Below are 23,511 nucleotides of genomic sequence, written 5' to 3' on the forward strand. Positions count from 1 at the left end.
GCGGTCGGTTGATTTTTAACCAACTACATAATCTGGCGCGATTTGCTTCAGATTTTTACTACTTTAAGTATATTCTATTTTAGTGGAATTACATCTACAGCCTGAACGGCTTCCTGGTTGCCGTAGCTCTTCAGTACGCCGATAACAGGGGCAACGTCCGAATAATCACGACCATAGGCAACGACGATGTGATCGGTGCCGGCGGGAATATTATTGGTCGGATCGAGCTCGATCCAGCCTGCGGTCTCGCCGCACCAGATGCGCACCCAGGCATGCATGGCATCGGCGCCCTCCAGCCTTTCCTTGCCGGGCGGTGGGATGGTACGCAGAAAGCCGCTGACATAGCCGGCAGGAATGCCGAGGCTGCGAAGCGCGATGATCATGACATGCGTGAAATCCTGGCAGACGCCGCGCTTGAGGCGAAAAGCTTCCCTCGGCGTGGTGTCCACTGTCGTCGCCTCCGGATCATAGACGAAATCCTTGTGTACCTGCGCACAGACCGCATGGGCGATCTGCACGGTCGTCAGATTGGCCGATTTCCACTGTTTGCTGTAATCCGCGATTTCCCTCGTGTCCGGCAAACGCGGGCTGCTGCCGAGAAAATGGTGGGGCGAAGATGGATCGATCGACCAGCAATCATTGATCTCGTCAGGCAGCTTGGCAAGCAGCGGCGAGAAGTCCGCCCCAACGGGCTGGCTCTCCACCTGAACGCGTGCCTGCATGCGGATATCGAGCCTTTCGTGCGGCTCGCGCACGAGGATCGAGGTTGCCGGATGCTGGAAGAAATCCGTGAAGTTGGATTGCTCGTCCGGTCCCGGTGTTATTTTCACCGAGCCGGCGATCAGCCGCTGCCGATTGGGTAGGGAGAGCGGCATGACGCGCAATATATGCCGCGCGCCGCTTGCCGGCACGTCATAGATATAGCCCATATGAAGCGAAAGGTCGTAGAGCATTACGTCATCCGAGATAGGTGCGTGCCAGCAGGTCGGACAGCCGCTCCAGTTCGCGCGCCAGCTGCTGGTAAACTTCGACCGTCATCGCTTCGGGCGTCATGACAGCCAACCCCGAGTGCAGGCGCATGGCTTCGCGGAAGAAAGGCGACATTTGGCCGTTGACGTAGGCATTCGGCAGTTGTTCCACTTCGCGGTGGATCTCGTTCATCTGGAAAAGTATCGAACGCGGGTTAAGTGGATCGAGCGCGAGCAGGTCCGTCACTGTCAGCCGAGCGGTATTGACGTTATATCGGCGGCGATGGGTCATGACGCTATCGCCGATTTCAAGCAGCATGTCGAGCGCGCCGTCGGGCGCATCGGGGCCAGACATATGACCGAGCAATCGCGTCATGTGCAGGCCGCGCTCGATATAGCGGCCGAGTGACAGGAATCGCCAGCCGGTGAAGCGGTACATGTTTTCATGCACAAGACCGGCAAAGCCCGCGAGCTTGCGCAAGAGGATCGTCATCGCATGGCTGGCATCGTCTCCAGATTTCACCCCTTCCTTGAAGCGGCGTGCCGTCTTGGCGAGATCGTTCAGCGCCAGCCAGCCGTCGGGAGAAAAGCGGTCGCGGATGTTGCTTGCCGAATAGACGGCGCTCTCGATGTTGCGCAACAGGTTTTCCGGCACGGCCTGCTTGGTATCGATGTCGATGGCGGCAAGATAGGCGCTGACATCGGCAAGCAGCGGCTGGTTCGGATCGGCCGCTTCGGCAAAACGGCCATGCCAGGCGCGAAGGATGCGCAACGCACCTTCGGCGCGCTCGATATAGCGGCCGAGCCAGAAAAGGTTGTCGGCCGCCCGGCTTGGCAGGCTGCCCGGCATGTTGCGAGTGAAGGTTTCTTCGGCCGGCAGCAGCGTGTGCGCCTCGACGGGCTTGTCTGAGACGATCCAGACATCGGCGGCCGAACCTCCGGCCTGCATGGCAATGGCTGCGACATCGTCGCCGCTGCCGATGCGGGCGAAGCCGCCGGGCATGATCTGCCAGCCGTTTTCCGTGCGGGCGGCGAAGACGCGCAAGCTCATCGGTCGCGGCGTCAGCCTGCCGTTGACCCAGGCCGGCGTCGTCGAAAGTGTCACGACCTCCTGACCCACCAGCTTGTGGCCCTCTGTCGCCAACCAATCCGCGATCGAATCGCGTGCGGTGCTGCGCAATGTCGAGCCCAATACCGATTGGCCGTTGTCATCGAAGAAGGGCATGCAGGAATAGGCTGGGCCGATGACCATCTTTTCGATGTTGGCGGCGACATGTTCCCGCTCGCTCTTCTGGCCGCACCACCAGGTCGCGATCGAGGGCAGCTTCAGCTCCTCGCCGCGCAGATGCCGGCAAATGGTCGGCATGAAGGCGAGCAGCGCTCTGGTCTCAAGAATGCCGGAGCCGAGCGCGTTGACGATGGTCACCGTCTGCGCCCGCAGTGCTTCGACGAGGCCGGGCGTGCCGATATGGGAATGCTGGTTAAGCTCCAGCGGATCGGCGTAGGAAGCATCGAGGCGGCGCCAGAGCACGCTGATCGGCCTTAGGCCTGCGACGGTGCGCACCATTAGCTGATCGTTGACGACGGTGATGTCCTCGCCTTCGAGCAGCATGAAGCCGAGATAGCGGGCGATATAGGCGTGCTCGTAATAGGTTTCGTTGGCAGGCCCCGGCGTCAGGACCGCGACGCGGCCCTCGCCACTTCGCTTGCCACCGAGCAGGGCATCGCGGAATGCGCCGAAGAAGGAGGCGAGGCGATGAACCTTAGTTTCGGCATAGATATCGGAGAAGGCGCGAGTGGTGGCGACGCGGGTTTCGAGAGCGAAGCCGGCGCCGGATGGCGCCTGTGCGCGGTCGGCCAGCACCCACCAGTTGCCATCGGGACCGCGGCCGACTTCGAAAGCGAGGAAATGCAGATAATGGCCGCTTGCGGGCTTCACACCGACAAGCGGACGCAGGAATTCCGGATTGGCGGCAATCAGGGCCGGCGGCAGCAGCCCTTCGCTCACCAGCCGGCTGTCACCATAGATATCGGCGATGATCGATTCCAAGAGATCGGCGCGCTGTTGCAAGCCTTCGGAAAGAGCCTGCCATTCGCGTTCATCGATGAGCACTGGGATGTGGGAAATCGGCCAGTTGCGTTCGCTGACACCCGCTGTCCCGTAAGCACGGTAGAAGACGCCGGCATCGCGCAAATAGCGGTCGGCACGGGCGAAGCGCTCGGTCAACCCCTCTTCCGTCATACGCGTCAGCGCCGAGAGGAAGTTTTGCCAGACTGGGCGGACCGCGCCAGTATTGTCGACCATTTCGTCGGCCACACCCGGCAGGGGACGATAGGCAAAGGCCGGCGCCTTGGCAGTGCCGATCTTTACCTCATCCCGCCGTTCCGTCGCCGGTTTTCTACTCATGCCCAGTTCCGTCTCAAATTCCCGCCGGACGCCTGAGGTCGAGCGTCAGCGGGAATTCCACCGATGCAGTCTCCGGTTTTACGGCATAGCCACCTGCTGTATGCCCCCAAGGCTCGAAACGCGCAAGACGTCGCGCTTCCGCCTCGTTGCCATTGACGGGGAAGGTGTCGTAGTTGCGGCCGCCCGGATGCGCAACATGATAGATGCAGCCGCCGATCGAGCGGCGCGACCACGTATCATAGATATCGAGGGTCAGCGGCGTGTCGATGGGGAGCACGGGATGCAAGCCTGACGCCGGATGCCATGCCTTATAACGCACGCCGGCGACCGAAACACCTGCCATCCCTGTCGGCGTCAGCGGTACGGGACGGCCATTGCAGGTCACCGTATAGCGGGAGGGATTAGCGGTTTCGAACCGTACCTGCAGACGCTCGACCGACGAATCGACGTAGCGCACTGTGCCACCGATCGCACCTTCTTCGCCCATGACATGCCAAGGTTCCAGCGCCTGGCGCAGTTCCAGCTTGCTGCCCTCGTATTCGACTTCGCCACAAAAGGGGAAGCGGAATTCGAGCTGCGCCTGGAACCATTCCGGTCGCAGATCGAAGCCGTTTTCGCGAAGATCGTTGAGAACGTCGAGGAAATCCTGCCAGATATAATGCGGCAGCATGAAGCGATCGTGCAGCGTCGTGCCCCAGCGCACGAACTTGCCATCAATCGGGTTGCGCCAGAAGCGAGCGATCAGTGCGCGCACCAGCAATTGCTGGGCAAGGCTCATGCGGGCATTCGGCGGCATTTCGAAACCGCGGAATTCGACGAGACCAAGGCGTCCCGTCGGTCCATCCGGCGAAAACAGCTTGTCGATGCAGATTTCCGAGCGGTGCGTGTTGCCGGTGACATCGGTTAGAAGATTGCGGAAGAGCCGATCCACCAGCCAGGGCAGCGGCTGGATGCCGCGCCCTGGCGCCGGCACCTGGGCCAGCGCGATTTCCAACTCGTAGAGGCTGTCGTGACGGGCTTCATCGATGCGCGGCGCCTGGCTTGTCGGGCCGACGAACAGGCCGGAAAAGAGGTAGGAGAGCGAGGGATGGCGCTGCCAGTGCAGCACCAGGCTCTTCAACAGGTCGGGACGACGAAGAAACGGGCTGTCGTTCGGATTGGCGCCGCCAACGACGACATGATTGCCGCCACCGGTACCGGTATGACGCCCGTCGATCAGGAATTTGTCCGTGCCGAGGCGTGTCTGCCGCGCCTCTTCGTAAACCGCCGTCGTAATGTCGACGCAGTCCTGCCAGTTCGACGCGGGATGGATATTGACCTCGATCACGCCCGGGTCAGGCGCGACGCGAATGACGTTGATGCGTTCGTCCTGTGGCGGCGAATAGCCTTCGATGTGAATCGGCAGCGCAAGTTCCGCCGCGGCATTCTCGGCCGCTGCCAGCAGTTCGAGATAATGTTCGATCTTTTCGACCGGAGGCATGAAGACACACAGCCGACCGTCCCGCGGTTCGACAGAGATCGCGGTGCGGACGGCGCCGCCGATTTCGCCGAGCGTCTGTTCGACCCGCGATTGCGAGCTTTCATCCACCTGGAACGAAGCTTCTGGCATGGTGCGGCCAGCCGGCACGATGACATCAGGCAGAGGCATGCGCGGAATGGAGGGATCGGCCGTGTGGATATAGGGATAGCGTGACGGCGGCACATAAGGGAGCGTGCCGAGCGGCAGGCGATAGCCGACCGGAGAATCGCCGGGCACAAGGAAAATCTTGCCGCGGCGTGTGCGCCATTTTTCGCTGACCCATCGCGTACCGCCGGCACGCGCGTTCCATGCCTGTATGGGCAATATGTAGCCGGTTGGAGTCGTCAGACCACGCTCGAAAACACGAGCGATACGGCTGCGCTCCTCGGGGTCCTTGAGCTTCGAATTGGAAGGATCAACGTTCTCCGGCAGGCTCCCTTCCTTGACGATCCATTCAGCCGGGTCTTCGTAAGCCGGTTGCACCATGTCAGGCTCGATCGCCAGTTCTTTGGCAATCGCATTCAGGAGCTTGCTGGCGCGCTCCGAGTCCGCACCGGTCTGTGCCGTTTCTTCGGCGATCAGAGCGGGGTTCTGCCAGATCGGCCGTCCGTCCTTGCGCCAGTAAAGCGAGAAGGTCCAGCGGGGCAGGCTTTCGCCGGGATACCATTTGCCCTGGCCATAATGCAGGAAGCCGCCGGGCGCGAAGCGCTCGCGCAGGCGCCTGATCAACTGATCGGCAAGGTCGCGTTTGGTCGGGCCGACGGCGGCAGTGTTCCATTCCTCGGACTGGAAATCGTCGATCGACACGAAAGTCGGCTCGCCGCCCATGGTCAGGCGCACGTCATCTTCCTTGAGGATCGCGTCAACCTTTTCGCCGAGCGCGTTCAAGGCATCCCAGCTTTCATCGGAAAAGGGTTTGGTGATGCGCGGATGCTCGGCGACGCGGGCGACCTTCATGTCGAAATCGAATTCGGTATTGGCTTCGCCGAAATAGCCGCCCGAGATCGGTGCGGCGTTGCGGTAATGCGGCGTGGCGGCCAGCGGAATATGGCTCTCGCCCGTCAGAAGACCCGAGGTCGGATCGAGGCCGACCCAGCCGGCGCCGGGAAGATAGACTTCTGCCCATGCATGCAGGTCCGTGAAATCGACCTCGGTGCCGGAGGGACCGTCAAGGGCCTTCAGATCCGGCGTGAGTTGGATGAGATAGCCGGAGACGAAGCGGGCGGCGAGGCCGAGATGGCGCAGAACCTGAACGAGCAGCCAGCTCGTATCGCGGCAGGAGCCTTTCGCCTTTTCCAAGGTCTCCTCCGGCGTCTGGACGCCGGCCTCCATGCGGATAACATAGCCGATCTCCTGCTGCAGCCGCGCATTGAGGCCGACGATCATATCGACGGTCTTTTGTTCCGAGCGGTCGAGCGTGGCGAGGAAGGCTTTCAGCCTCGGGCCGGGTTCTTCCGGCTTCATATAGATCGACAGATCGTCGCGAATGGTCTCGGGATAGTCGAAGGGCCATTTCGTCGCTTCCTCTTCGACAAAGAAGTCGAAGGGATTGTAGACCGTCATGTCGGCGATGAGATCGACCTCGATCTTCAGCTCGGTCACCGGATCGGGAAAGACGAAGCGGGCGAGATAGTTGCCGTAGGGGTCTTGCTGCAGATTGACGAAATGATTCGACGGCGTGACCTTCAGCGAATGGCTGAGTACGCGGGTTTTGGAATGGGAGGCGGGTTTCAGGCGGATGATCTGAGGGCCGAGGCGGACCGGATTGTCGTATTTATAGTGGGTGAGATGGTAGATGCTTGCCTTGATCGCCATATGTCTCTTCGCCTAGCCCGCATCGTTGTGCGGTGATTGCTGTTCCCTTGAGTCAGTGTGTGCAATGCAGCGAAAGAAAGCAAGATGTCTGCCGGCGCTTGGGAAAGTCCTGCCGTGTAACGCGAAAGCAAAACGGCGAGCTTTCGCCCGCCGCTCTGAAATCGCGATCCGGCTGCTTGCAATCAGCTTCTGCCGAATTCGTCGACGAGGCGGATGATGTCGTCCTCGCCGAGATAGGAGCCGGTCTGCACTTCAATGAGCTCCAGCAGGATCTTGCCCGGGTTGGCCAGGCGATGCACTTCGCCGAGCGGGATATAGATCGATTCGTTTTCGCGCAGCATCTGCACGTTCTCACCGACCGTCACTTCCGCGGTGCCCTTGACGACGATCCAATGCTCGGAGCGATGGTGATGCTTCTGCAGCGACAGCTTCTTGCCCGGAAGCACGAAGATGCGCTTCACCTGGAAGCGCTCGCCGTTCAGCACGGATGTATAGCCGCCCCAGGGGCGGTAGGAGGTCGGATGCGTTTCGGTGAGCTTGGCCGTCTTCTTCTCGCTTGCCAGTAGCTTGACGAGCTTGCCGACTTCCTGGCTGTCCTTGAGGTGACCGACATAGACGGCGTCTTCGCTGGCGATGACGGCGACATCCTCAAGGCCCTGCACGGCGACGTGCAGGCTGTGCGACATGACGAGGGAATTCTTGGTGTTGACCAGCGTCGTGGCACCCGCCGACACATTGCCGCTTTCGTCACGGCTACCGACTTTCCATACCGCATCCCAGCTGCCGAGATCGGACCAGGTGAAAGGTGAGGGAACGACGGCGGCATTGGCCGTCTTTTCCATAAGCGCATAGTCGATGGAAATGTCCGGGCTCTTTGCGAAATTATCGGCATCCAGACGGGTGAAATCGAGGTCGCGCGTCGATTTGGAGACGGCCTTGCTGGCAGCCTTTTCGACTTCTGGCGCAAATTCCTTCATTTCGGCGAGAAGTTGGGCGGCCGAGAACATGAACATGCCGGAGTTCCAATAGAAGCTGCCGCTTGCCACCATCTCCTTTGCCTTGTCCAGGACGGGCTTCTCGACGAAACGCTTGACGGCATGGGCGCCGGTGGCGAGCGCCTTGCCGGTTTCGATATAGCCGTATCCGGTGGCCGGCTCCGTCGGCTTGATGCCGAAGGTGACAAGCTTGCCCTGCAGCGCGGTATCGCGTGCCAGGCGCACGCAATCATAATAGGTAGTGTTGGCGTCGATCTCGTAATCGGAACCGAGGACGTGCATGATCGCGTCCTTGCCGAAGAGTTCGGTGACGAGCGCGGCGGCGGCGGCAACGGCGGCAGCCGTATTGCGGGCGACCGGCTCCAGCAGCACCGCTGCCAGCTTCAAGTCGAGCTCGCGGGCCTGTTCTGCGACGAGGAAACGGAATTCCTCATTGGTAAGAACGATCGGCGCTTCGTAGAGCTCTGGATCGGCCACGCGCTCCAAAGTGTTCTGAAACAGCGTCTTGTCGCCGATGAACTGGATGAATTGTTTCGGGGCGGAAGCGCGCGATAGCGGCCACAGCCGTGTACCCTTGCCGCCTGCCATGATCACCGGGACGATTTTTGCCGCCATGCTCTGCCTCTCCTGGCCATCTCAATTGAAGCCATCCGCCGGCGCGCAACCATTGCGCGCACGACCATGCTCCTTCGACAATTTCCATCGCCATTGCGATGTTTTTTCTTAAAGCGCTAGCTCTAATACGTCGAGATCCTAAACATTCGACAACTTTAGTCCACAAGATCCACTGAAAGTGTGTCGCATGCACGATTATATTTAAAAAAAGCAGAATCCATAGAAAGACTGCTTTTGTTACAGATTAAAATAGCATTGCTGTAAGTAATAGTTTCAATGCTACAGAGATCAAGCTTCCGCTCTGTCTTGCCGTTCATCTTGCGACGGCACGTGATCGGGGCCGTTGCGCCTGTTGTACCGGATCGACGACCAGAGCGAGATGCCGATGAGGGCTGCGCCGCCAAGGCCGGTGATGACTTCGGGGATGTGCATCAACGTCTGCACGTACATGATCACCGAGAGGATCAATATGGCGTAGAAGGCACCGTGCTCGAGGTAGCGGTAATGGGCAAGCGTGCCCTTTTCCACCAGCATGATCGTCATGGAGCGGACATACATGGCGCCGATGCCGAGGCCGATGGCGATGATGAAGAGGTTCTGCGTGAGGGCGAAGGCGCCGATGACGCCGTCAAAGGAGAAGCTGGCATCGAGGATTTCGAGATAGAGAAAAGCGCCGAAGCCGCCTCTTGCCGCCGCGCTCATCGTCCGCTGCGAAGCATCCAGAAAGCCTGCTAGAACCTCGACGAGCAGGAAGGTCAGGAGGCCATAGATCGCGGCGTGCAGGAAGGTTGTCGCGTCATCCCCGTCAAGCACCGAGGTGAAGATCAGGACCAGGACCAGCACGAAGGCGATTTCGACGCCTTTGACGGTCGCAAAATGCGCCATCCGCTTTTCAATGAACCCTATCCAGTGCACGTCCTTTTCGTGATTGAAGAAATAGGTCAGACCTACCATCATCAGGAAGGTGCCGCCAAAGGCGGCGATCGGAAGATGCGCCGCCTGCATGATCTCGGCATATTGTTCGGGCTTCGCAGCGGCGAGTTTCAGCGCTTCCCAGGGGTTGATCCAGGCAGCGACGGCGACGATCGCCAACGGAAAGACGATCCGCATGCCGAAGACGGCGATGATGATGCCCCAGGTCAGAAAGCGATGCTGCCAGATCGGAGTCATCTCTTTCAGCTTGTTGGCATTGACGATGGCATTGTCGAAGGAAAGCGATATTTCCAGCACGGCGAGGACCGCGCAGATGAAGAAGGCTGTGGCAAGGCCGCTGAAGGTGCCTGTGGTGTTCCAGCCCAACAGCGCGCCAAGCGCAAGGCCGCCGACGGTTACGGCAAAAGCCCAGCTGAAATAACCGAGGACGGATTTTGAGGCTGCGGGCGATCTCATGGATGCGCCTCGCTGCAAACGGAGTGGGTATACCCGGATTGCGCGCATAGCCGCATACCGAAGACGGCATGCGGGTCAGGCATGGTCAAGCTGATCATAGAAAGAAGTCCGCCGGCTCATCTGCAGGCGGTACCGACATCGCGAGAGCGCCGTGAAAACTCTCGCCAGAGGGGCCCGGCACCAAAGTTCAATCCGCTGCCGATGTCAGGAAGGCACGGAGATGCTCCATAGTTAGTGAAGTGGGGATGCAGGTCAAGAGTTGAAATGGTGATGGCTGCCATTGCCCCCGATAATTGAGGATTCGGGGAACCAAACGATAAAGGCTGCGTTTGGTCTTCAAGTGTTCTTGTGGCCGCCCGCCGCTGCGGCGAGGTCGTTAACAACAGCGTTCAATAGGAGGAGCTCCGATGAGTCCAGCACCCATTCATCGCACGCCGCAAATGCAAAAACCGGAACTGACGGAACGGCAGAAAAAGGCGCGGCCGAATAGGCTTCGTCAAGCCCAGGTCCTACCGCCGCATCAGGTGGATCTGACGTTGCATCCCGTTACCCATGAGGATGTGCACGTTCCCGCGCATATCAACGGGTCGGACCTGTCCCGAGAAGCGCCGGCCGGCGCAAATCATGGCAGAAAACACAAAAACGCGCTGCCGCACTAACTCAGACGGCGGCGACGCGATGGCGCCGGCCTATTTGTGGCGGGGCGCCTTGCCATCGGACGTAAAGCTACCGTTAAAGCTCATTTCCGGCGATTTGGCCGAGCATTCGATGGCGACCGGCTTGCCGGCATAAGGATTGGCAAAGGTGCAGGCGCCCTTTGCCGGGACTTGATTCGACATGGTGTTGCCAGCTCCCGTCGCGATAACGTCGATCGGCAATTGCGCGGTGCCTTTCTGGCTGCCGGGTTTGATGCCTTTCCCATTGCCACGGAAGCCGAGCATTTTGCCGCCGGATGTGAAAATGAAAGTCACGGAACCATCGGGTGCGGTAACGCTGGCGAGTTCTGCCTTACATCCCTTGGAAGCATCGAGTTTGCCGACCACGAGCTTGGAGCATTTTCCGCTGACCACGGTGGCGCCCTGTGCCGGAAAATTCTCAACGGTCGCAGCTGCGGCCTGTGTGGCGACCAGCGCCGTCAATCCAAAAGCAATGCCTGCGAATCGCATAAGAGAGGCTCCTTTCAAGCCCATGCAGATTCGCCGATCAAAATGTGGCAGTCAACCCGAGACGGTACGCAAGCCCAAACCCCATTGGCCGTACCTGGGCTCACACTAGGCCCGTCTGGGTTCGACGTCAGGAATGTCGCCGTGGTGAAGTCACTGCGGACATTGTCCGACGCGCTTCAATGTTGTGGCGCCGATTCCGGAACGAGTGAGCCGATCAACTGCAGCAGGGCATTCTGGCGATTGCCGCCGCCGGCCAGGAATTCATAAAGGCTCATGCTCTTCTCGCTGCCGCCGTCAACGGTGTAATCCGCCTGGCGAATGACGTAGACCTCGCCGCTTTCGGTGTCGCGGGCGAGGTGGAACATATATTCATCGCCGTTGGGCTTGTGGTTCTTGTAGAATTGCCGCTTCACCACCGTCATCTCGTCCTCCCGTATGATCGATGCGCTGATATGACAGTAGGATGACGGCGCGGCCGGAAGTCAAGCGGCTTGTCACGGGAACTTGTGTTGCAGGCTCCATTTAACCGCAATCGCAGCGAACATCAGCATGTGATTGGCTATCTTCCGCAAGACGATTATTCTCGCCTTTGCGCTCGAATTTTCGAGACGCGGCCAGTGCGGTTCAGCTTTTCATGGAATCTCTGACCGCTCTATCTTTTGTTTACGCAATTCCAGACGCAAAATGCTGCGCACTTTGTCTGGAATTGCTCTAGTTGGAGATCGAAGCACATGAGAATGATGTTAGCGGTGGGAGCCATTTTGAGCCTGGCATGCGTCTCCGCAGGTGAGGCGCCTTCGAACTATCAGACCTATCACGGCATTCGGGCCGACAGCGATCCGGTGGTGCTCGCGACATACGAGAGGGTTCTCGATCGCTGCGAGCCTGAGGCATATTCGTGGCATCGTGGTTCTCCAGACCCCGATAGTACCCCTTACTGGCTGGCTCTGCGAAATTGTCTCTATCGTCACGGTTTTGTCGACCGCGGCGTCTACGCCTATCCGACGACGGCGGTTTTACGGCATTTGCTGGATCGCTGACCGTCCGCAATTTGCTTTGGGTCCTGATCGGCTTATTGGCCAATCTGCTGCAAGGCAAACTTAGGTTCCAGCAAGCCGATGACGAAACTAAAAAGGCCTTTCGATTTCTCGAAAGGCCTTGCTTTTCAGCGAATTAGGATGGTGGGCGTGACAAGGATCGAACTTGTGACCCCTACGATGTCAACGTAGTGCTCTCCCGCTGAGCTACACGCCCATCCGATGGCGGCGCATAGATCACAAAACCTTGGTCGCCGTCAATAGGCTTTTTTTCGGTTTTGTGACGTGGCCGCCGAAAGCCTTATGCGGCAAGGAGTTTGTTGACTTCGTCGACGAGCTCGCGAAGGTGGAAAGGCTTGGAAAGGACCTTCGCATCCTTCGGCGCCTTCGAATCAGGGTTCAGGGCGACGGCGGCAAAACCGGTGATGAACATCACCTTCAGGTCCGGATCGAGTTCGGTAGCGCGGCGCGCCAGCTCGATGCCGTCCATCTCGGGCATGACGATGTCTGTCAAAAGCAGCGAGAACGGCTCTTCGCGCAGCCGGTCGTAAGCGCTGGCTCCATTGTCAAAGGACAAGACCTTGTAGCCGGCTTTTTCGAGTGCCTTCACGAGAAAGCGACGCATGTCGTTGTCGTCTTCGGCAAGAAGTATCTTCTGGGTCATCATCTCTATCGCTAATCAACTTTGTCTGTTGGACTCGTCCAGCGTTTAGGGTACCGCGGCGCCGTAAACAAGCCGTGAATGGTCAGCCAAAACGCGCCATTCCGGCATTTGTTCGAAGCACAGGTTCATTCCTCGAAAACGCCGCGCGTTTCCGCTGGCCAAGCATCCCGGATTCCGAATACGGTGTTTTGGATTAAGGCCATTTCGCTCAAGTTACTATGGACTTGCGGTCATGCAACTGGCAACATGATCACTGCGACAAGTTGTTGACATGGTAAAGACGTTGATGTCCGCAGAAATGCGCAGTTTCGAGATTTTCGAGGTATTGGAACCTGCTTCCCAGACGATACCGTTTGTCTACAGCTCGCCTCACAGCGGTCGTATCTATCCTCCCGATTTCATCGCCCAATCCCGCCTGCAGGGCATCGCTATCCGTCGCTCCGAGGATCATTATGTCGACGAGCTTTTTTCGGCGGCGAGCGCGCTTGGAGCGCCGCTGCTGCTCGCCAATTTCCCGCGCGCCTACATCGACGTCAATCGCGAGCCATATGAGCTCGATCCGCGCATGTTCGACGGCGCTTTGCCATCCTACGCCAATATCAATTCGCTGCGGGTCGCCGGCGGTCTCGGCACGATCCCGCGAATCGTCGCCGAGAACATGGAGATCTATGCGCGGCGCGTGCCGGTCGAGGATGCGCTGAAGCGCATCGACACGATCTACAAGCCCTATCATGCGACGCTGCGGCGGCTGATTGCGCGCACCCATGTCAAATTCGGCTTCGGCGTGCTGGTCGACTGTCATTCCATGCCCGGCAATATCCGTATAGCCGGAAGCAATGTGCGGCCGGATTTTATCCTCGGCGATCGCTACGGCACCAGCGCCTCGGCCGAGCTTTCGCGCGCAGCCATGCAGATTCTCGAGGAGATGGGCTTCAACGCCGTGCGCAACAAGCCCTATGCCGGCGGCTTCATCACCGAGCATTACGGCCGTCCCTCCCGCGGGCTGCATGCCCTGCAGATCGAGGTTAACCGCTCTCTTTACGTCGATGAGACAACGCTGGAAAAGCGCCCGGATTTCGACAAGGTCGCCGCCGCCATCACGCTTTTCATGAAGCGTATGGCCGAGCATGTGGAATCCTATACGGGCGATCCGGCACTGGCGGCGGAGTGAGCGTTTTGTTGTCGTTGAGCTCGCCGAAGGGATGCGCGGCCAGGCAAAATCTGCTTGTGGGCGACGTCGGAATTCGAAACTTGGCGATAGCCTGAACGCAGCGGGTGGGCGATGCGTCGGACTATCACTGTCACCTACACGGAAGAATTGCTTCGCGATGCCGTAAAGGCCTTTGTCTGGCGGCGGCTAATCGTCAATCAGCGCCTCTGGGTCGCGGAAATTGCAACAATCTTGCTGTTTCTTTGGCAGCTTTGGAGTGATGGCACCGAATGGCTCACCGGCGTCTTTGGCAGCCTCGTTCTTCTCTATCCGGCTGTAATTATCGCCGTATGGGTCGCGCATTACCGCAATACGGTCGGTAAGTTCCGCAAAATGTCGACCCGACAGGCGACGTTTGCTTTTCATGATGAGGGGTTTGACGTGGCGTCCGAGGTGGGGTCGGTCAAAGTTCCCTGGTCCACCGTTACCGAAATCTGGCAACGGCCGACCTATTGGATGATATTTATGGCGATCAACCAATTCATGACGCTGCCCACTCAAACGGCAGACATCAATGATCTCGCTTTTGTGAAATCGAAGGTGCCTTCCACAATGCCGCAATGAATGCGGATTGCCTTGCAACATAGCTAGGTCAGGCAAAAAAGAACCGCGCTCGTGGCGCGGCTAAGTCTAGGGAGGAAACACCCAAGGAGGGTATTTACAGTCAAAAGACTGCATTGAGGATATTGCTGCTGCATTGCACAAATGTCAAGCACTTTATTGCGGTGCAAAATATTTAGGCAAATTCAAAAATCTTGCCTGATCCGCAGGCATTGCGCTCAGCGCTTCATCAGCCGGTTTGCTTCACGGCTTATATGCGTTATGACATCGCCATCCCGTCATCTATCCGGATTCACCATGCTTCCCGATCGCTCGTTCTTCTATCGTCTGGCCGAAGCGGCCAAGGCCGAAACCTTGCCGCGCTTTCGTGCCGGTATCGATGTGGTCAACAAGGAAGCCAAGGGCTTTGATCCCGTAACGGAGGGGGACCGTGCCGCTGAAGAGGCGATTCGTGCCTTGATCGAGGCCGAATTCCCGGAGCACGGCATTCTCGGCGAGGAACATGGCAATGTCGGGCTCGACCGCGAGCATGTCTGGGTGATCGATCCGATCGACGGCACGCGCGCCTTCATCTCGGGCGTTCCGGTATGGGGAACGCTGATCGGCCTGCAGAAGAACGGCCGCGCCGTCATGGGGATGATCGACCAGCCCTTTACCGGCGAACGCTATTTTGCCGATGGCAATGGCGCTACCTATTCCGGTCCTGATGGCGAGAGGCGGTTGCAGGTCCGCGATTGCGGCAGCCTTTCCAATGCCACCCTCTTTACCACCTCGCCGCATCTCTTCGTCGGCGGCGAGCTTGCCAAATATCGCGAAATCGAAAGTCAGGTGCGTCTGTTCCGTTACGGCTGCGATTGCTATGCCTATGCGCTGCTTGCGGCCGGCCATATCGATCTCGTCATCGAGAATTCGCTGAAGCCCTATGATGTCGGCGGCATCATTCCGGTCATCGAGCAGGCCGGGGGCATCATGACTACCTGGGATGGCGGTCGCCCCGAAATGGGCGGAACGATCATCGCGGCCGGCAGCCGTGCCGTTTACGAGCAGGCTTTGGCCGTCCTATCCCGCTGAGAATCAAGCTTCCGCTTCGATCTCATAGGCATTGGTTTCGGCGTCGCTGCCGGGGATGAAGGCGTGGATCGCGGCAAGTGCCTGGTTGCGATAGACATCCCGTTCCTGCAGGATTTCATGCTTGGCGCCGTGGACAGGCACCAGCTGTGCGGCGCGGAAATAGCGCGACAGCCACTCCTGATCGGCATAGGGCACGACGCCGTCGCGTGTCGGTGCGATCAGAACCGTAGGAATTTGGATTGAAAACAGATGTTCGGGCATGTTGACCCGTTCGATTGCCCGCAAGGCTTGCGACAGCCAGCGTGCCGTCGGCGGCCCAAGGCAAAGCTGTGGATAGGCGGTGCCGATGCCGGTGTTGCGCCGGTAGCGCTGTTCGTCCGTGGTCAACGGGTTTTCGGCAAACGGTCTTTCCTTGAATTTCTTGCTGAACTGCATGCGGCCCAGGCCGATGCCGCTGACTGCGCCGGAGAGGAAGCGGATAAAGCCGGGTGAGGCGCCGTGGCCGGTCAAGCCGATAAAGGGGGCCGACAGCACCATGCGGTCGATGCGGCTCGCGAGCCTCGGTGCGGCCGACAGGGCAATCAGCCCGCCCGTCGAATGAGCGAGCAGAAAAAAGGGCAGGCGGGTATCCGGCAGGACGATCTTGTCGAGAAAGACGGTCAGATCCCGCTCATAATCGGAAAAATGGCGGATATGGCCGCGCAGCGGGTCTTTCAGCAGCCGCTCGGATCCGCCCTGGCCGCGCAGATCGAAGGTCGCGACCCACAGGCCCTTGGCCGTGAGGTCACGGATCGTCTCGAAATATTTTTCGATGAATTCGTTACGGCCCTGCAGCAGCACAACGGTTCCCTTGGCGACTGGCTGCTCGCAGCGGAAGACGGCGTAGCGCAGCTTGCGCCCGTCGAAACTTTCGAAAAAGCCTTCGGTGCGGTTTTCCGGCACCGGATTGTCTGCTGTGGAATAGAGGATCGAATCCATGATGGTGTCGCGCCTCGCTGACAATGTCTCGTCTCAAGGGGATAGCGCAGGCTGGAGGAATTGCAACAGCTTTGTTGGCAGCTCCGGCAATCGAATCCGATGCACCTTAAAGACAATACTCCACCATCGGCGATTCCGATGGTGCCATCGCTTTTCTCCGTTTCATCTTCTTGTGCAGCTTTGCAAATGTTCGGCCGTGGTCATCACTTGATGGAATGGAAGATATGGCAATCACTGAAATTGCGAATTCGAGAATTCTTATTGTCGGCGGCAGCTCCGGAATGGGGTTGGCGCTGGCAAAACGCGCGCTCGCAGCTGGAGCCGAGGTCATTATCGCTGGACGGAACACGGGCAAGCTCCAGCGCGCTTACGCGGAACTCCAAAGCCCATCGGTTTCCATCGAGACGATCGATATCACGCAAGAAAGCCAAGCCGCCGGTCTGTTTGAGCGCATCGGCCGGCTCGATCATATCGTAAGCACCGCCGCCGATATCGAGGGCGCTTACGAGCTGCTGCCTTCGCTGGACCTCAGGGCTGCGCAGAGGGTCGTGGACAGTAAATTCTACGGTCCGCTGCTGCTTGCAAAATATGGGTCGCCCTTACTCCCTGCTACGGGCTCCATTACGTTCACATCAGGCATAGCCGCTTACCGGCCGGCGGCACGAGGGTCGGTGGTCGCTGCCGTCAATGCTGGTTTGGAAGGGCTGGTTCGCGCACTCGCCGTTGAGTTGGCGCCCATTCGTGTGAACGCCGTTTCGCCCGGCTGGGTCGATACGCCCATCTGGACATTCGTTGCCGGTGATCGGAAAGAGGAAACATTGGACGCTATGGCGAAACGGCTGCTGGTTGGACGAGTGGGACAGCCGGAAGACATCGCCGATGCTATCAGCTTTCTGATTGGCAACGCCTTCACAACGGGAACGATACTGCATGTCGAGGGCGGGCATCGGCTGATTTAGCGGGTGCTAAGCCGGTATTTGCGAAGGCCAGGAACAGCTTCAAAGCTTGCGGCTGAACGCGCCTGCGCCGCCAGATCATCACAAGCGACGCTGTCCGCATTGGCCCCGGCCAGGGGATTTCCTCGATTTCGCCACGATGGAGTGCGTCGGCGACCGCAAACCGAGGAACGAGGCTTGAGCCCCTACCGGCCGCCACGAGCCGCGCAATGGAGCCGATGCTGCCGACTTCGGCGGCGATCTTCGGTGTTGCCGTCCCTGCCGTCTCGAATGCCTTGTCGAACAGGTGGCGATAGATGCAGCCGGCTTCGGTTGCCACGAAGTTCATCGAAGCAAGTGCCGCAAGATCGTTTGTCTTCGATGATGGCTTGTGTGCAGGAGGGGTAATGAGGATCAACGGCTCTGTCGATATCGCCCGTTTTGCGAGGCGTTCATCGACCTCGCCTTTGTCAAAGCAGAAGGTGACATCGATCTCACCGGTTTCGAGCCCGCGCAACAGATCGCCGCTGCCTGCAACCTTCACCCGCAGATCGATATCGGGATGATCGCGCTGAAGGGTCATCAGCCATTGCGGAAGCTTCATGGAAGCAATGGTCTCGAGTGCGCCAATCGTCACCGTGCCAGCCGTAGCCGCCGAGACTGATTCAACGGCAGCGCGCGCCTCGTTGGCGATTGCCAGCAATTTCTCGGCATAGGGCTTCAGTGCCTCGCCAGCTGCCGTTAGCTCCAGGCCCGATCTTGACCGGATAAAAAGCGCGGTGCCCAACTCGGCTTCAAGCGACTGGATCTGATCGCTCACGCTCGATTGCGCGAGATGAACCTCTTCGGCTGCGCGGGTGAAATTCCAGGTCCGGGCGACAGCCAGGAATGTCTTGAGTAATCGGGGGTGCATCGCCGTGCCGAACCAATGTGACAAGCGCCGTCGAATAAGAAGACGGCGCCAATGCCCATCAGGCTGACACATCCGTTATATCGACGTCAATGCATATGGCAGGGCCGCCGGTGTCCGCAATTTATTGTGCCTTCGGAGACTTCGGCAGCATGATGTCCGATCACATCAGCTCTTCGGCACCGCACCCCGTCGTTCCAACGCGGTCTGACGGATGATGTCGGCGATCTCGGGGCTGCTGCTCGAGAGCATCTGGAAATCCGATGAGTAGAGCGACAGCAAGGAGACCTCGGTTGCGGCGCTGACGGTTGCAGAGCGGGGTTCGCCCGTGATCAGCGCCATCTCCCCGAAGAAACTGCCGGAGCCAAGTTCCACCGGGTTTGGTGTTGCGACGCTGACGCGGCCTTCGACTATGAAATACATCTGGTCGCCGGCTTCGCCCTTACGGCAGATGATGCCGCCGGCCGGCACGATGCGAGGTCTCAGCGCCCGTACGATCTCGATGAGAGCGCCCGAACCGAGCTTCTGAAACAGCGGAACTCCCGCCACTAGTTGCCAGTTGCGCACGAAATCCTGGCGGCGCACCTCTTCGTAGAAGCCGGTGGCGAGAATGCCGGCCCATAAGGCAAAGATGCCGATTCCGCACATCATGACCAGCCCGGCAAGGGTGCGGCCGGCGAAACTTTGCGGGATCTCGTCACCATAGCCCGTGGTCGACAGCGTCGTCACGGCCCACCACATTGCGAGGGGGATGCTGCCGAACTTGTCAGGCTGGACATCACGCTCGATGATATAAGCCGCAAGCGCTGCGGCGAACAGAACGATGACGAAAATCGAGGTAACGCCGATTAGGTTGCGCGCTTCCTTGGTCAGGACTCTGCCCAGCAGTCGGAAGAAGATCGAGCCGCGCAGTGGCTTCAAAAGCCAGATGGCGCAATAGAGGCTTTGGTCGCGTCCGCGGATGAGAAGGAAGGCGGCCAAAGGGACCAAAACGGCCAGTATGTCGACGGCGATTTCCGGTATCCTGCCGCGCACCTCCCTTGCGCGATGTATGACCAGCGTTTCGATCAATTGCAGAACATAGATAGCCCAGACGCCAGCAAGCACGACTTCCAGGATAAGCCTCGTCTGTCCGACGATATCAGGCGTTGTCAGCACCGCCACCGTCAGCAGGCCGATGGCGGCCAGAAGCGTACTCAGCGATGAGGAAATCTTTGAGAAAGAAAACGCCGACATTATATCCCCCGGGCAATACCCTGGGGGCAGCCACTCGCCCGAGAATAGGATGGCTTCGATCCAAACGTAAAGAGCACAGAGACGTGCCGTCTCCCCCATACCTCACTCGGCACTCCGTGCTTTGCGCTGCTATCGCTGCCCAACCTCAAGCGAAAAGCCCTTGAATGGCTTGATTTCCTTCAGCACGAAGGTGGTCTCCATCTCCTTGATGCGCGGCAGGCGGCGCACCACCGCCATGGCGAAATCGGCATAGCTGTCGAGATCGGCGGCTACGACCTGCAGCAGGAAATCCGCATCCCCGGCGATGCTGTAGCAGGCCACGACCTCGTTGAGTTTCAGTACATCTCGGGAAAATTCCTCGGCTTCCGCTTCGCTGTGGCTGTCGATCTTGACCCTGATGAAGGCAAGGACGCCGAGGCCGATCCGGCGCCTGTCGAGCATGGCCGTATACCCCTGGATCACGCCTTTTTCCTCCAGCTGGCGCACGCGCCGCCAGCACGGAGATGTGGAGAGCCCGACTTCGGAGGAAAGCGCCTGATTCGTCAGGCGTCCGTCCTTCTGAAGGGCGCTGAGAATCTTCAAATCGATGGGCTCAAGGGTATCTGGCATATCTGACCTTATATCCATATCGGATAGGTAGGTACTACCATATTCTCTAATTATGCGGCAATAAAAGGTAAGATTATCCTCAACGCGCGAGATATCCTGTAATTCCTTTTGTCAACAGCAGCAGGTCTCCATGCTTCCCGATATCCGTCTTGCCATCGTCATCAATCCGGCATTGCCGCTCGGTCTGATCGCCAATACCGCCGGCGCCATCTCGATCGGGTTGGGCGCAAAGTTTCCGGCGCTTGCGGCTAGGCAATTGACCGACAGGGAGGAGCGTACCATCGACATCAGCTCGAACATGCCCGTTCCGATACTGCAGGCGGATGCGGAAACCATACGATCTCTGTTGCTGAAGACCTTGCCGGTGGAAAACGACCGCGCGATCGTTCCGTTTCCTGCCTTTGCGCGCTCGCTACACGATTACAGGGAGTATGAGGCGACGTTTCCAAATCGCGATCTTGCCGGTGAGGTGATCGACGGCCTCGGGCTGGCGGGACCTTCGAAATGGGTGAAGTCGCTCACTGGTTCGCTGAAGCTTTTGGGGTAGGGTTGTCGCCATGTCCCTTCGTAGCGAGGGATGGTTTTCGGCATCGGCGAACTTGTCGTTCTCGTCCCATGCTGGTAACGCCTATGGGATGAAGCTCCCTCAACCACCCCGTGCAGTCGTCTTCGACATGGATGGACTGCTCTTCGATACCGAGTCGCTCTACATACGTTCGCTGATCACGGCGACTGCGGAGTATGGCTATGAAATGACATGGGACTTGTACCGTCCCATGATCGGTTCGCCGTGGCATGTGAATCGTCATTCGCTACTTCTCCTATATGGCTCCTCTTTTCCGGTCGACGATGTGCGCGCGCTCTGGCTCAAGCATTTCAGTGCTTTAGGCGAGACGGAACTTGCTTTGAAAGCAGGGGTTTCGGAACTACTAGATCTTCTGGACGAACTCGATATTCCACGAGCGATAGCGACGTCCTCATTCCGTCATAGTGTTGATCACCATCTTCAGGCCCACGGCCTAACGCATCGTTTCCATCACATTGTCGCTTATGGCGACTATGTGGGAAGCAAACCTGCTCCAGACCCATTTCTGGCGGCGGCCGCCCGGCTAGGTATCGAGCCATCTTCCTGTCTTGCGCTGGAAGATTCACATAACGGAATAAGATCTGCCTCCGGAGCCGGCATGATGACGATCATGGTGCCGGACCAGATGGAGCCCAATCAGGAAATCCTGAAACCTTGCCTGGGCTCGGTTTCCAGCCTGCATGAGGTGTCTCAACTCATAATGGCGGCGAACGGGCTGCTTTCGAGCTAGGCGATCAATCCCCGTGGACTTCCATCCAAGTTGATCTCCGTCTGTTGCTCCGCCGGCGCAAAGAAAAAAGGCCGGCTTGCGGAGATAGAGAGATCCGCTTCGCCGGCCGAGCAAGGACTGAAGAAGAAGGGACGATACACTTCAGTCATCGGACGATGGTTGTTCCGATGGTCAAATGATAGGCCGGCCAGCCTGAACGGGTTCCGAACTATCCGTTCATCTGCGGTTCACGCAGTGATTTTCTGCAAAATGAGGGTTGCGGCACTGGGGGCTTGAACTCCGGAAAAGTGATCCCCATCTCTTTTTCGCGGGTGCCAAACGGGCTCGCGGAACCGTCCCGAGGCCGCCCCGAGTGGGGTCATGGGACAAGAATTGACATCGCAATTGTCGCTCACAGGAGGACTTCCATGCGTCACGTAGACTTCTCTCCCCTTTACCGTTCCACCGTCGGTTTCGACCGTCTGTTCACCATGCTCGACAGCCTTGGCCAACCGGATCAGGCCCAGACCTATCCGCCTTACAATATCGAGCGCACGGGTGAAAATACCTATCGCATAACCATGGCCGTTGCCGGTTTCGATGAAAAGGAACTGAGCATCGAGGCCCACGCCCATGTCCTTCAGGTCAAGGGCGAAAAGAGCGAAGAGCCGGCTGAAGCCAGCGAATATCTCTATCGCGGTATCGCCAAGCGTGCCTTTGAGCGTCGTTTCCAGCTTGCCGACCATGTCGAGGTCCAGGCTGCTTCACTGAAGAACGGTCTGCTGCACATCGACCTGCTGCGCAACATTCCCGAAGCCATGAAGCCCCGCCGTATCTCCATCGCGGCCGAGCCCGTGGAAACCCCGAAGGCCATCGAGGCTCATATCAACTAAGTGCGATCTGACGGTCTTGGACTGTCATGCCGGGGCTGGCGGTCTCTGGCCGCCAAGCTCCTGATCCTCCCAAGATCAAAAGAAGCGGCGCTCCATCGGGGCGCCGCTTTCGTTTTGTCTGATACCGGAGGCTCAGGCCGCGTTCGTCGCTTCGCCGGACTTTGCGCCCGCCTGTGCCTTCGCAGCCTCGCGCCGCTTTGCGGCCTCGGCGTATTTCTGGGCAAGCACGGCGCAGGTCATCAGCTGGATCTGATGGAACAGCATGAGCGGCAGCACGATGGCGCCGATACTCTGGCCGGCGAAGATGACGTTGGCCATCGGCACACCGCTCGCCAGCGACTTCTTCGAGCCGCAGAAGGTGATGGTGATCTCGTCGGCCTTTTCAAAACCCAGGGCACGGCTGCCGAACATGGTGATGCAGATTACCATAGCCAGAAGCACCATGTTCGCGATGATGACCGTGACGATGTCGAGGACGGAGAAGGTATGCCACAATCCTTCCACCACGGCCTCGCTGAAGGCGGAATAGACGACCATAAGGATCGAGCCGCGATCGACCGGCATCAGGATCTTCTTCTTCGAACGGATCCAGTTGCCGATCCATGGCTGCAGCAGCTGGCCGGCGATGAATGGGGCGAGCAGCTGCAGCATGATCTGCCAGAGAACATCCCAGGAGAAGCCGCCGCCCTGGCCGCCGACCGAAAAAAGGATGCCGACGAGCAGCGGCGTCAGGAACATGCCGAAGATGTTGGAGGCCGATGCCGAGCAGATCGCGGCCGGCACATTGCCGCCGGCAATGGAGGTGAAGGCGATCGAGGACTGCACCGTTGAAGGCAGCACGCTCAAAAACAGCATGCCGGTATAGAGCGATACGGGCAGGATGCTGTTCGGAACGATTTGACCCATGGCCAGCACCAGCAGCGGAAAGACGCCGAAGGTTGTCAGCAGGATGACGAGGTGCAGCCGCCAGTGCAACAGGCCGGCGATGACGACATCGCGTGACAGACGCGCGCCATGCAGGAAGAACAAGAGGCCGATGGCGAAGTTGGTGGCAATGCTGAAATAGTGGGCGCTCGCCCCCTGCACCGGAAAGAAGGATGCTGTCAGGACGGTGAGCACCAGCAGCATGGTGAAGGTGTCTGGAAGAAAGCGGCGCATTGTGCCTACCCCAATCGCATTTGCAAGTCTTGATGATACTCCTTGCAGATAGACCTATTGTGATCCACGATGCAAGGAAT

General features: G+C 58.8%; 22 protein-coding genes and 1 tRNA gene. 9 read left to right on the forward strand and 14 right to left on the reverse strand.

Annotated features, from left to right (window positions below; genetic code table 11):
* Positions 1–74: 74 nt before the first annotated feature.
* From ACYJRZ_RS21845 to ACYJRZ_RS21865, 5 genes are all read right to left on the reverse strand, one after another.
* Positions 75–953, reverse strand: coding sequence for a transglutaminase family protein (locus ACYJRZ_RS21845; protein WP_459462466.1), 879 nt, complete (start codon positions 951–953; stop codon positions 75–77).
* 4 nt (positions 954–957) lie between these two features.
* Entirely contained in the window at positions 958–3,375 is a 2,418-nt protein-coding gene (locus ACYJRZ_RS21850) for a circularly permuted type 2 ATP-grasp protein (RefSeq protein WP_459462468.1), read from the reverse strand.
* A 13-nt stretch (positions 3,376–3,388) separates the two neighbouring features.
* Entirely contained in the window at positions 3,389–6,709 is a 3,321-nt protein-coding gene (locus tag ACYJRZ_RS21855) for a transglutaminase family protein (RefSeq protein WP_459462470.1), read from the reverse strand.
* Between the two features lie 182 nt (positions 6,710–6,891).
* Positions 6,892–8,319, reverse strand: coding sequence for a mannose-1-phosphate guanylyltransferase/mannose-6-phosphate isomerase (locus ACYJRZ_RS21860; RefSeq protein WP_459462472.1), 1,428 nt, complete (start codon positions 8,317–8,319; stop codon positions 6,892–6,894).
* A 288-nt stretch (positions 8,320–8,607) separates the two neighbouring features.
* Positions 8,608–9,708, reverse strand: a complete 1,101-nt coding sequence (locus ACYJRZ_RS21865; RefSeq protein WP_459462474.1) for a DUF475 domain-containing protein — start codon at positions 9,706–9,708, stop codon at positions 8,608–8,610.
* A gap of 407 nt (positions 9,709–10,115) precedes the next feature.
* On the opposite strand from ACYJRZ_RS21865, the gene ACYJRZ_RS21870 reads away from it, so the two are divergent.
* Complete coding sequence (locus ACYJRZ_RS21870) at positions 10,116–10,367, forward strand: hypothetical protein (RefSeq protein ID WP_459462476.1); 252 nt, start codon at positions 10,116–10,118, stop codon at positions 10,365–10,367.
* A gap of 30 nt (positions 10,368–10,397) precedes the next feature.
* Here the strand turns inward: ACYJRZ_RS21870 and ACYJRZ_RS21875 are convergent, their stop codons facing one another.
* On the reverse strand, positions 10,398–10,874 hold the full coding sequence (locus ACYJRZ_RS21875) for a hypothetical protein (RefSeq protein WP_459462478.1): 477 nt from the start codon (positions 10,872–10,874) through the stop codon (positions 10,398–10,400).
* A gap of 176 nt (positions 10,875–11,050) precedes the next feature.
* The gene (locus ACYJRZ_RS21880) at positions 11,051–11,296 is read right to left on the reverse strand and encodes a hypothetical protein (protein ID WP_459462480.1); all 246 of its coding nucleotides are present in this window, start codon (positions 11,294–11,296) and stop codon (positions 11,051–11,053) included.
* Positions 11,297–11,605: 309 nt separating this feature from the next.
* Between ACYJRZ_RS21880 and ACYJRZ_RS21885 the strand changes: the two genes are divergently transcribed.
* Positions 11,606–11,914: a hypothetical protein gene (locus ACYJRZ_RS21885; protein ID WP_459462482.1), complete on the forward strand. Its 309-nt coding sequence runs from the start codon at positions 11,606–11,608 to the stop codon at positions 11,912–11,914.
* Between the two features lie 139 nt (positions 11,915–12,053).
* On the opposite strand, the gene ACYJRZ_RS21890 is transcribed toward ACYJRZ_RS21885, so the two are convergent.
* Both ACYJRZ_RS21890 and cpdR1 read right to left on the reverse strand, forming a co-directional pair.
* Positions 12,054–12,128 (reverse strand) — tRNA-Val (locus ACYJRZ_RS21890).
* A gap of 84 nt (positions 12,129–12,212) precedes the next feature.
* The gene (gene cpdR1 / locus ACYJRZ_RS21895) at positions 12,213–12,575 is read right to left on the reverse strand and encodes a response regulator CpdR1 (RefSeq protein ID WP_004117561.1); all 363 of its coding nucleotides are present in this window, start codon (positions 12,573–12,575) and stop codon (positions 12,213–12,215) included.
* A gap of 286 nt (positions 12,576–12,861) precedes the next feature.
* Here cpdR1 and ACYJRZ_RS21900 point away from each other — a divergent pair, with 286 nt between their 5' ends.
* The 3 genes from ACYJRZ_RS21900 (at position 12,862) to hisN (ending at position 15,417) form a co-directional block, all read left to right on the forward strand.
* Positions 12,862–13,746, forward strand: a complete 885-nt coding sequence (locus ACYJRZ_RS21900) for an N-formylglutamate amidohydrolase (RefSeq protein WP_459462484.1) — start codon at positions 12,862–12,864, stop codon at positions 13,744–13,746.
* A gap of 147 nt (positions 13,747–13,893) precedes the next feature.
* Complete coding sequence (locus tag ACYJRZ_RS21905) at positions 13,894–14,349, forward strand: YcxB family protein (protein ID WP_459462486.1); 456 nt, start codon at positions 13,894–13,896, stop codon at positions 14,347–14,349.
* A 294-nt stretch (positions 14,350–14,643) separates the two neighbouring features.
* Entirely contained in the window at positions 14,644–15,417 is a 774-nt protein-coding gene (gene hisN, locus ACYJRZ_RS21910) for a histidinol-phosphatase (protein ID WP_459462488.1), read from the forward strand.
* Positions 15,418–15,420: 3 nt separating this feature from the next.
* On the opposite strand, the gene ACYJRZ_RS21915 is transcribed toward hisN, so the two are convergent.
* On the reverse strand, positions 15,421–16,395 hold the full coding sequence (locus ACYJRZ_RS21915; RefSeq protein WP_459462490.1) for an alpha/beta fold hydrolase: 975 nt from the start codon (positions 16,393–16,395) through the stop codon (positions 15,421–15,423).
* A gap of 224 nt (positions 16,396–16,619) precedes the next feature.
* Between ACYJRZ_RS21915 and ACYJRZ_RS21920 the strand changes: the two genes are divergently transcribed.
* Positions 16,620–17,354: an SDR family oxidoreductase gene (locus ACYJRZ_RS21920; protein ID WP_459462492.1), complete on the forward strand. Its 735-nt coding sequence runs from the start codon at positions 16,620–16,622 to the stop codon at positions 17,352–17,354.
* On the opposite strand, the gene ACYJRZ_RS21925 is transcribed toward ACYJRZ_RS21920, so the two are convergent.
* The 3 genes from ACYJRZ_RS21925 to ACYJRZ_RS21935 form a co-directional block, all read right to left on the reverse strand.
* Positions 17,305–18,243, reverse strand: a complete 939-nt coding sequence (locus ACYJRZ_RS21925) for a LysR family transcriptional regulator (protein WP_459462494.1) — start codon at positions 18,241–18,243, stop codon at positions 17,305–17,307. The two genes, ACYJRZ_RS21920 and ACYJRZ_RS21925, sit on opposite strands and share 50 nt — an antisense overlap.
* A gap of 165 nt (positions 18,244–18,408) precedes the next feature.
* On the reverse strand, positions 18,409–19,476 hold the full coding sequence (locus ACYJRZ_RS21930; protein WP_459462496.1) for a cyclic nucleotide-gated ion channel: 1,068 nt from the start codon (positions 19,474–19,476) through the stop codon (positions 18,409–18,411).
* 129 nt (positions 19,477–19,605) lie between these two features.
* Entirely contained in the window at positions 19,606–20,085 is a 480-nt protein-coding gene (locus tag ACYJRZ_RS21935) for an Lrp/AsnC family transcriptional regulator (protein ID WP_459462498.1), read from the reverse strand.
* Positions 20,086–20,215: 130 nt separating this feature from the next.
* Here ACYJRZ_RS21935 and ACYJRZ_RS21940 point away from each other — a divergent pair, with 130 nt between their 5' ends.
* The 3 genes from ACYJRZ_RS21940 to ACYJRZ_RS21950 all read left to right on the forward strand — a co-directional run bounded on the left by ACYJRZ_RS21940 (position 20,216) and on the right by ACYJRZ_RS21950 (position 22,273).
* A complete protein-coding gene (locus tag ACYJRZ_RS21940) occupies positions 20,216–20,632 on the forward strand; it encodes a DUF2000 domain-containing protein (protein WP_459462500.1) in 417 nt (138 codons plus the stop codon).
* 10 nt (positions 20,633–20,642) lie between these two features.
* The gene (locus ACYJRZ_RS21945) at positions 20,643–21,401 is read left to right on the forward strand and encodes an HAD family hydrolase (protein WP_459462502.1); all 759 of its coding nucleotides are present in this window, start codon (positions 20,643–20,645) and stop codon (positions 21,399–21,401) included.
* A 407-nt stretch (positions 21,402–21,808) separates the two neighbouring features.
* Positions 21,809–22,273 (forward strand): Hsp20 family protein, encoded by a 465-nt coding sequence (locus ACYJRZ_RS21950; RefSeq protein ID WP_459462504.1) that lies wholly within the window; start codon positions 21,809–21,811, stop codon positions 22,271–22,273.
* 132 nt (positions 22,274–22,405) lie between these two features.
* Here ACYJRZ_RS21950 and ACYJRZ_RS21955 read toward each other — a convergent pair whose 3' ends face one another.
* Complete coding sequence (locus tag ACYJRZ_RS21955; protein ID WP_459462506.1) at positions 22,406–23,431, reverse strand: bile acid:sodium symporter family protein; 1,026 nt, start codon at positions 23,429–23,431, stop codon at positions 22,406–22,408.
* Between the last annotated feature and the right edge of the window lie 80 nt (positions 23,432–23,511).

The organism is Rhizobium sp. No.120 (assembly GCF_054558365.1).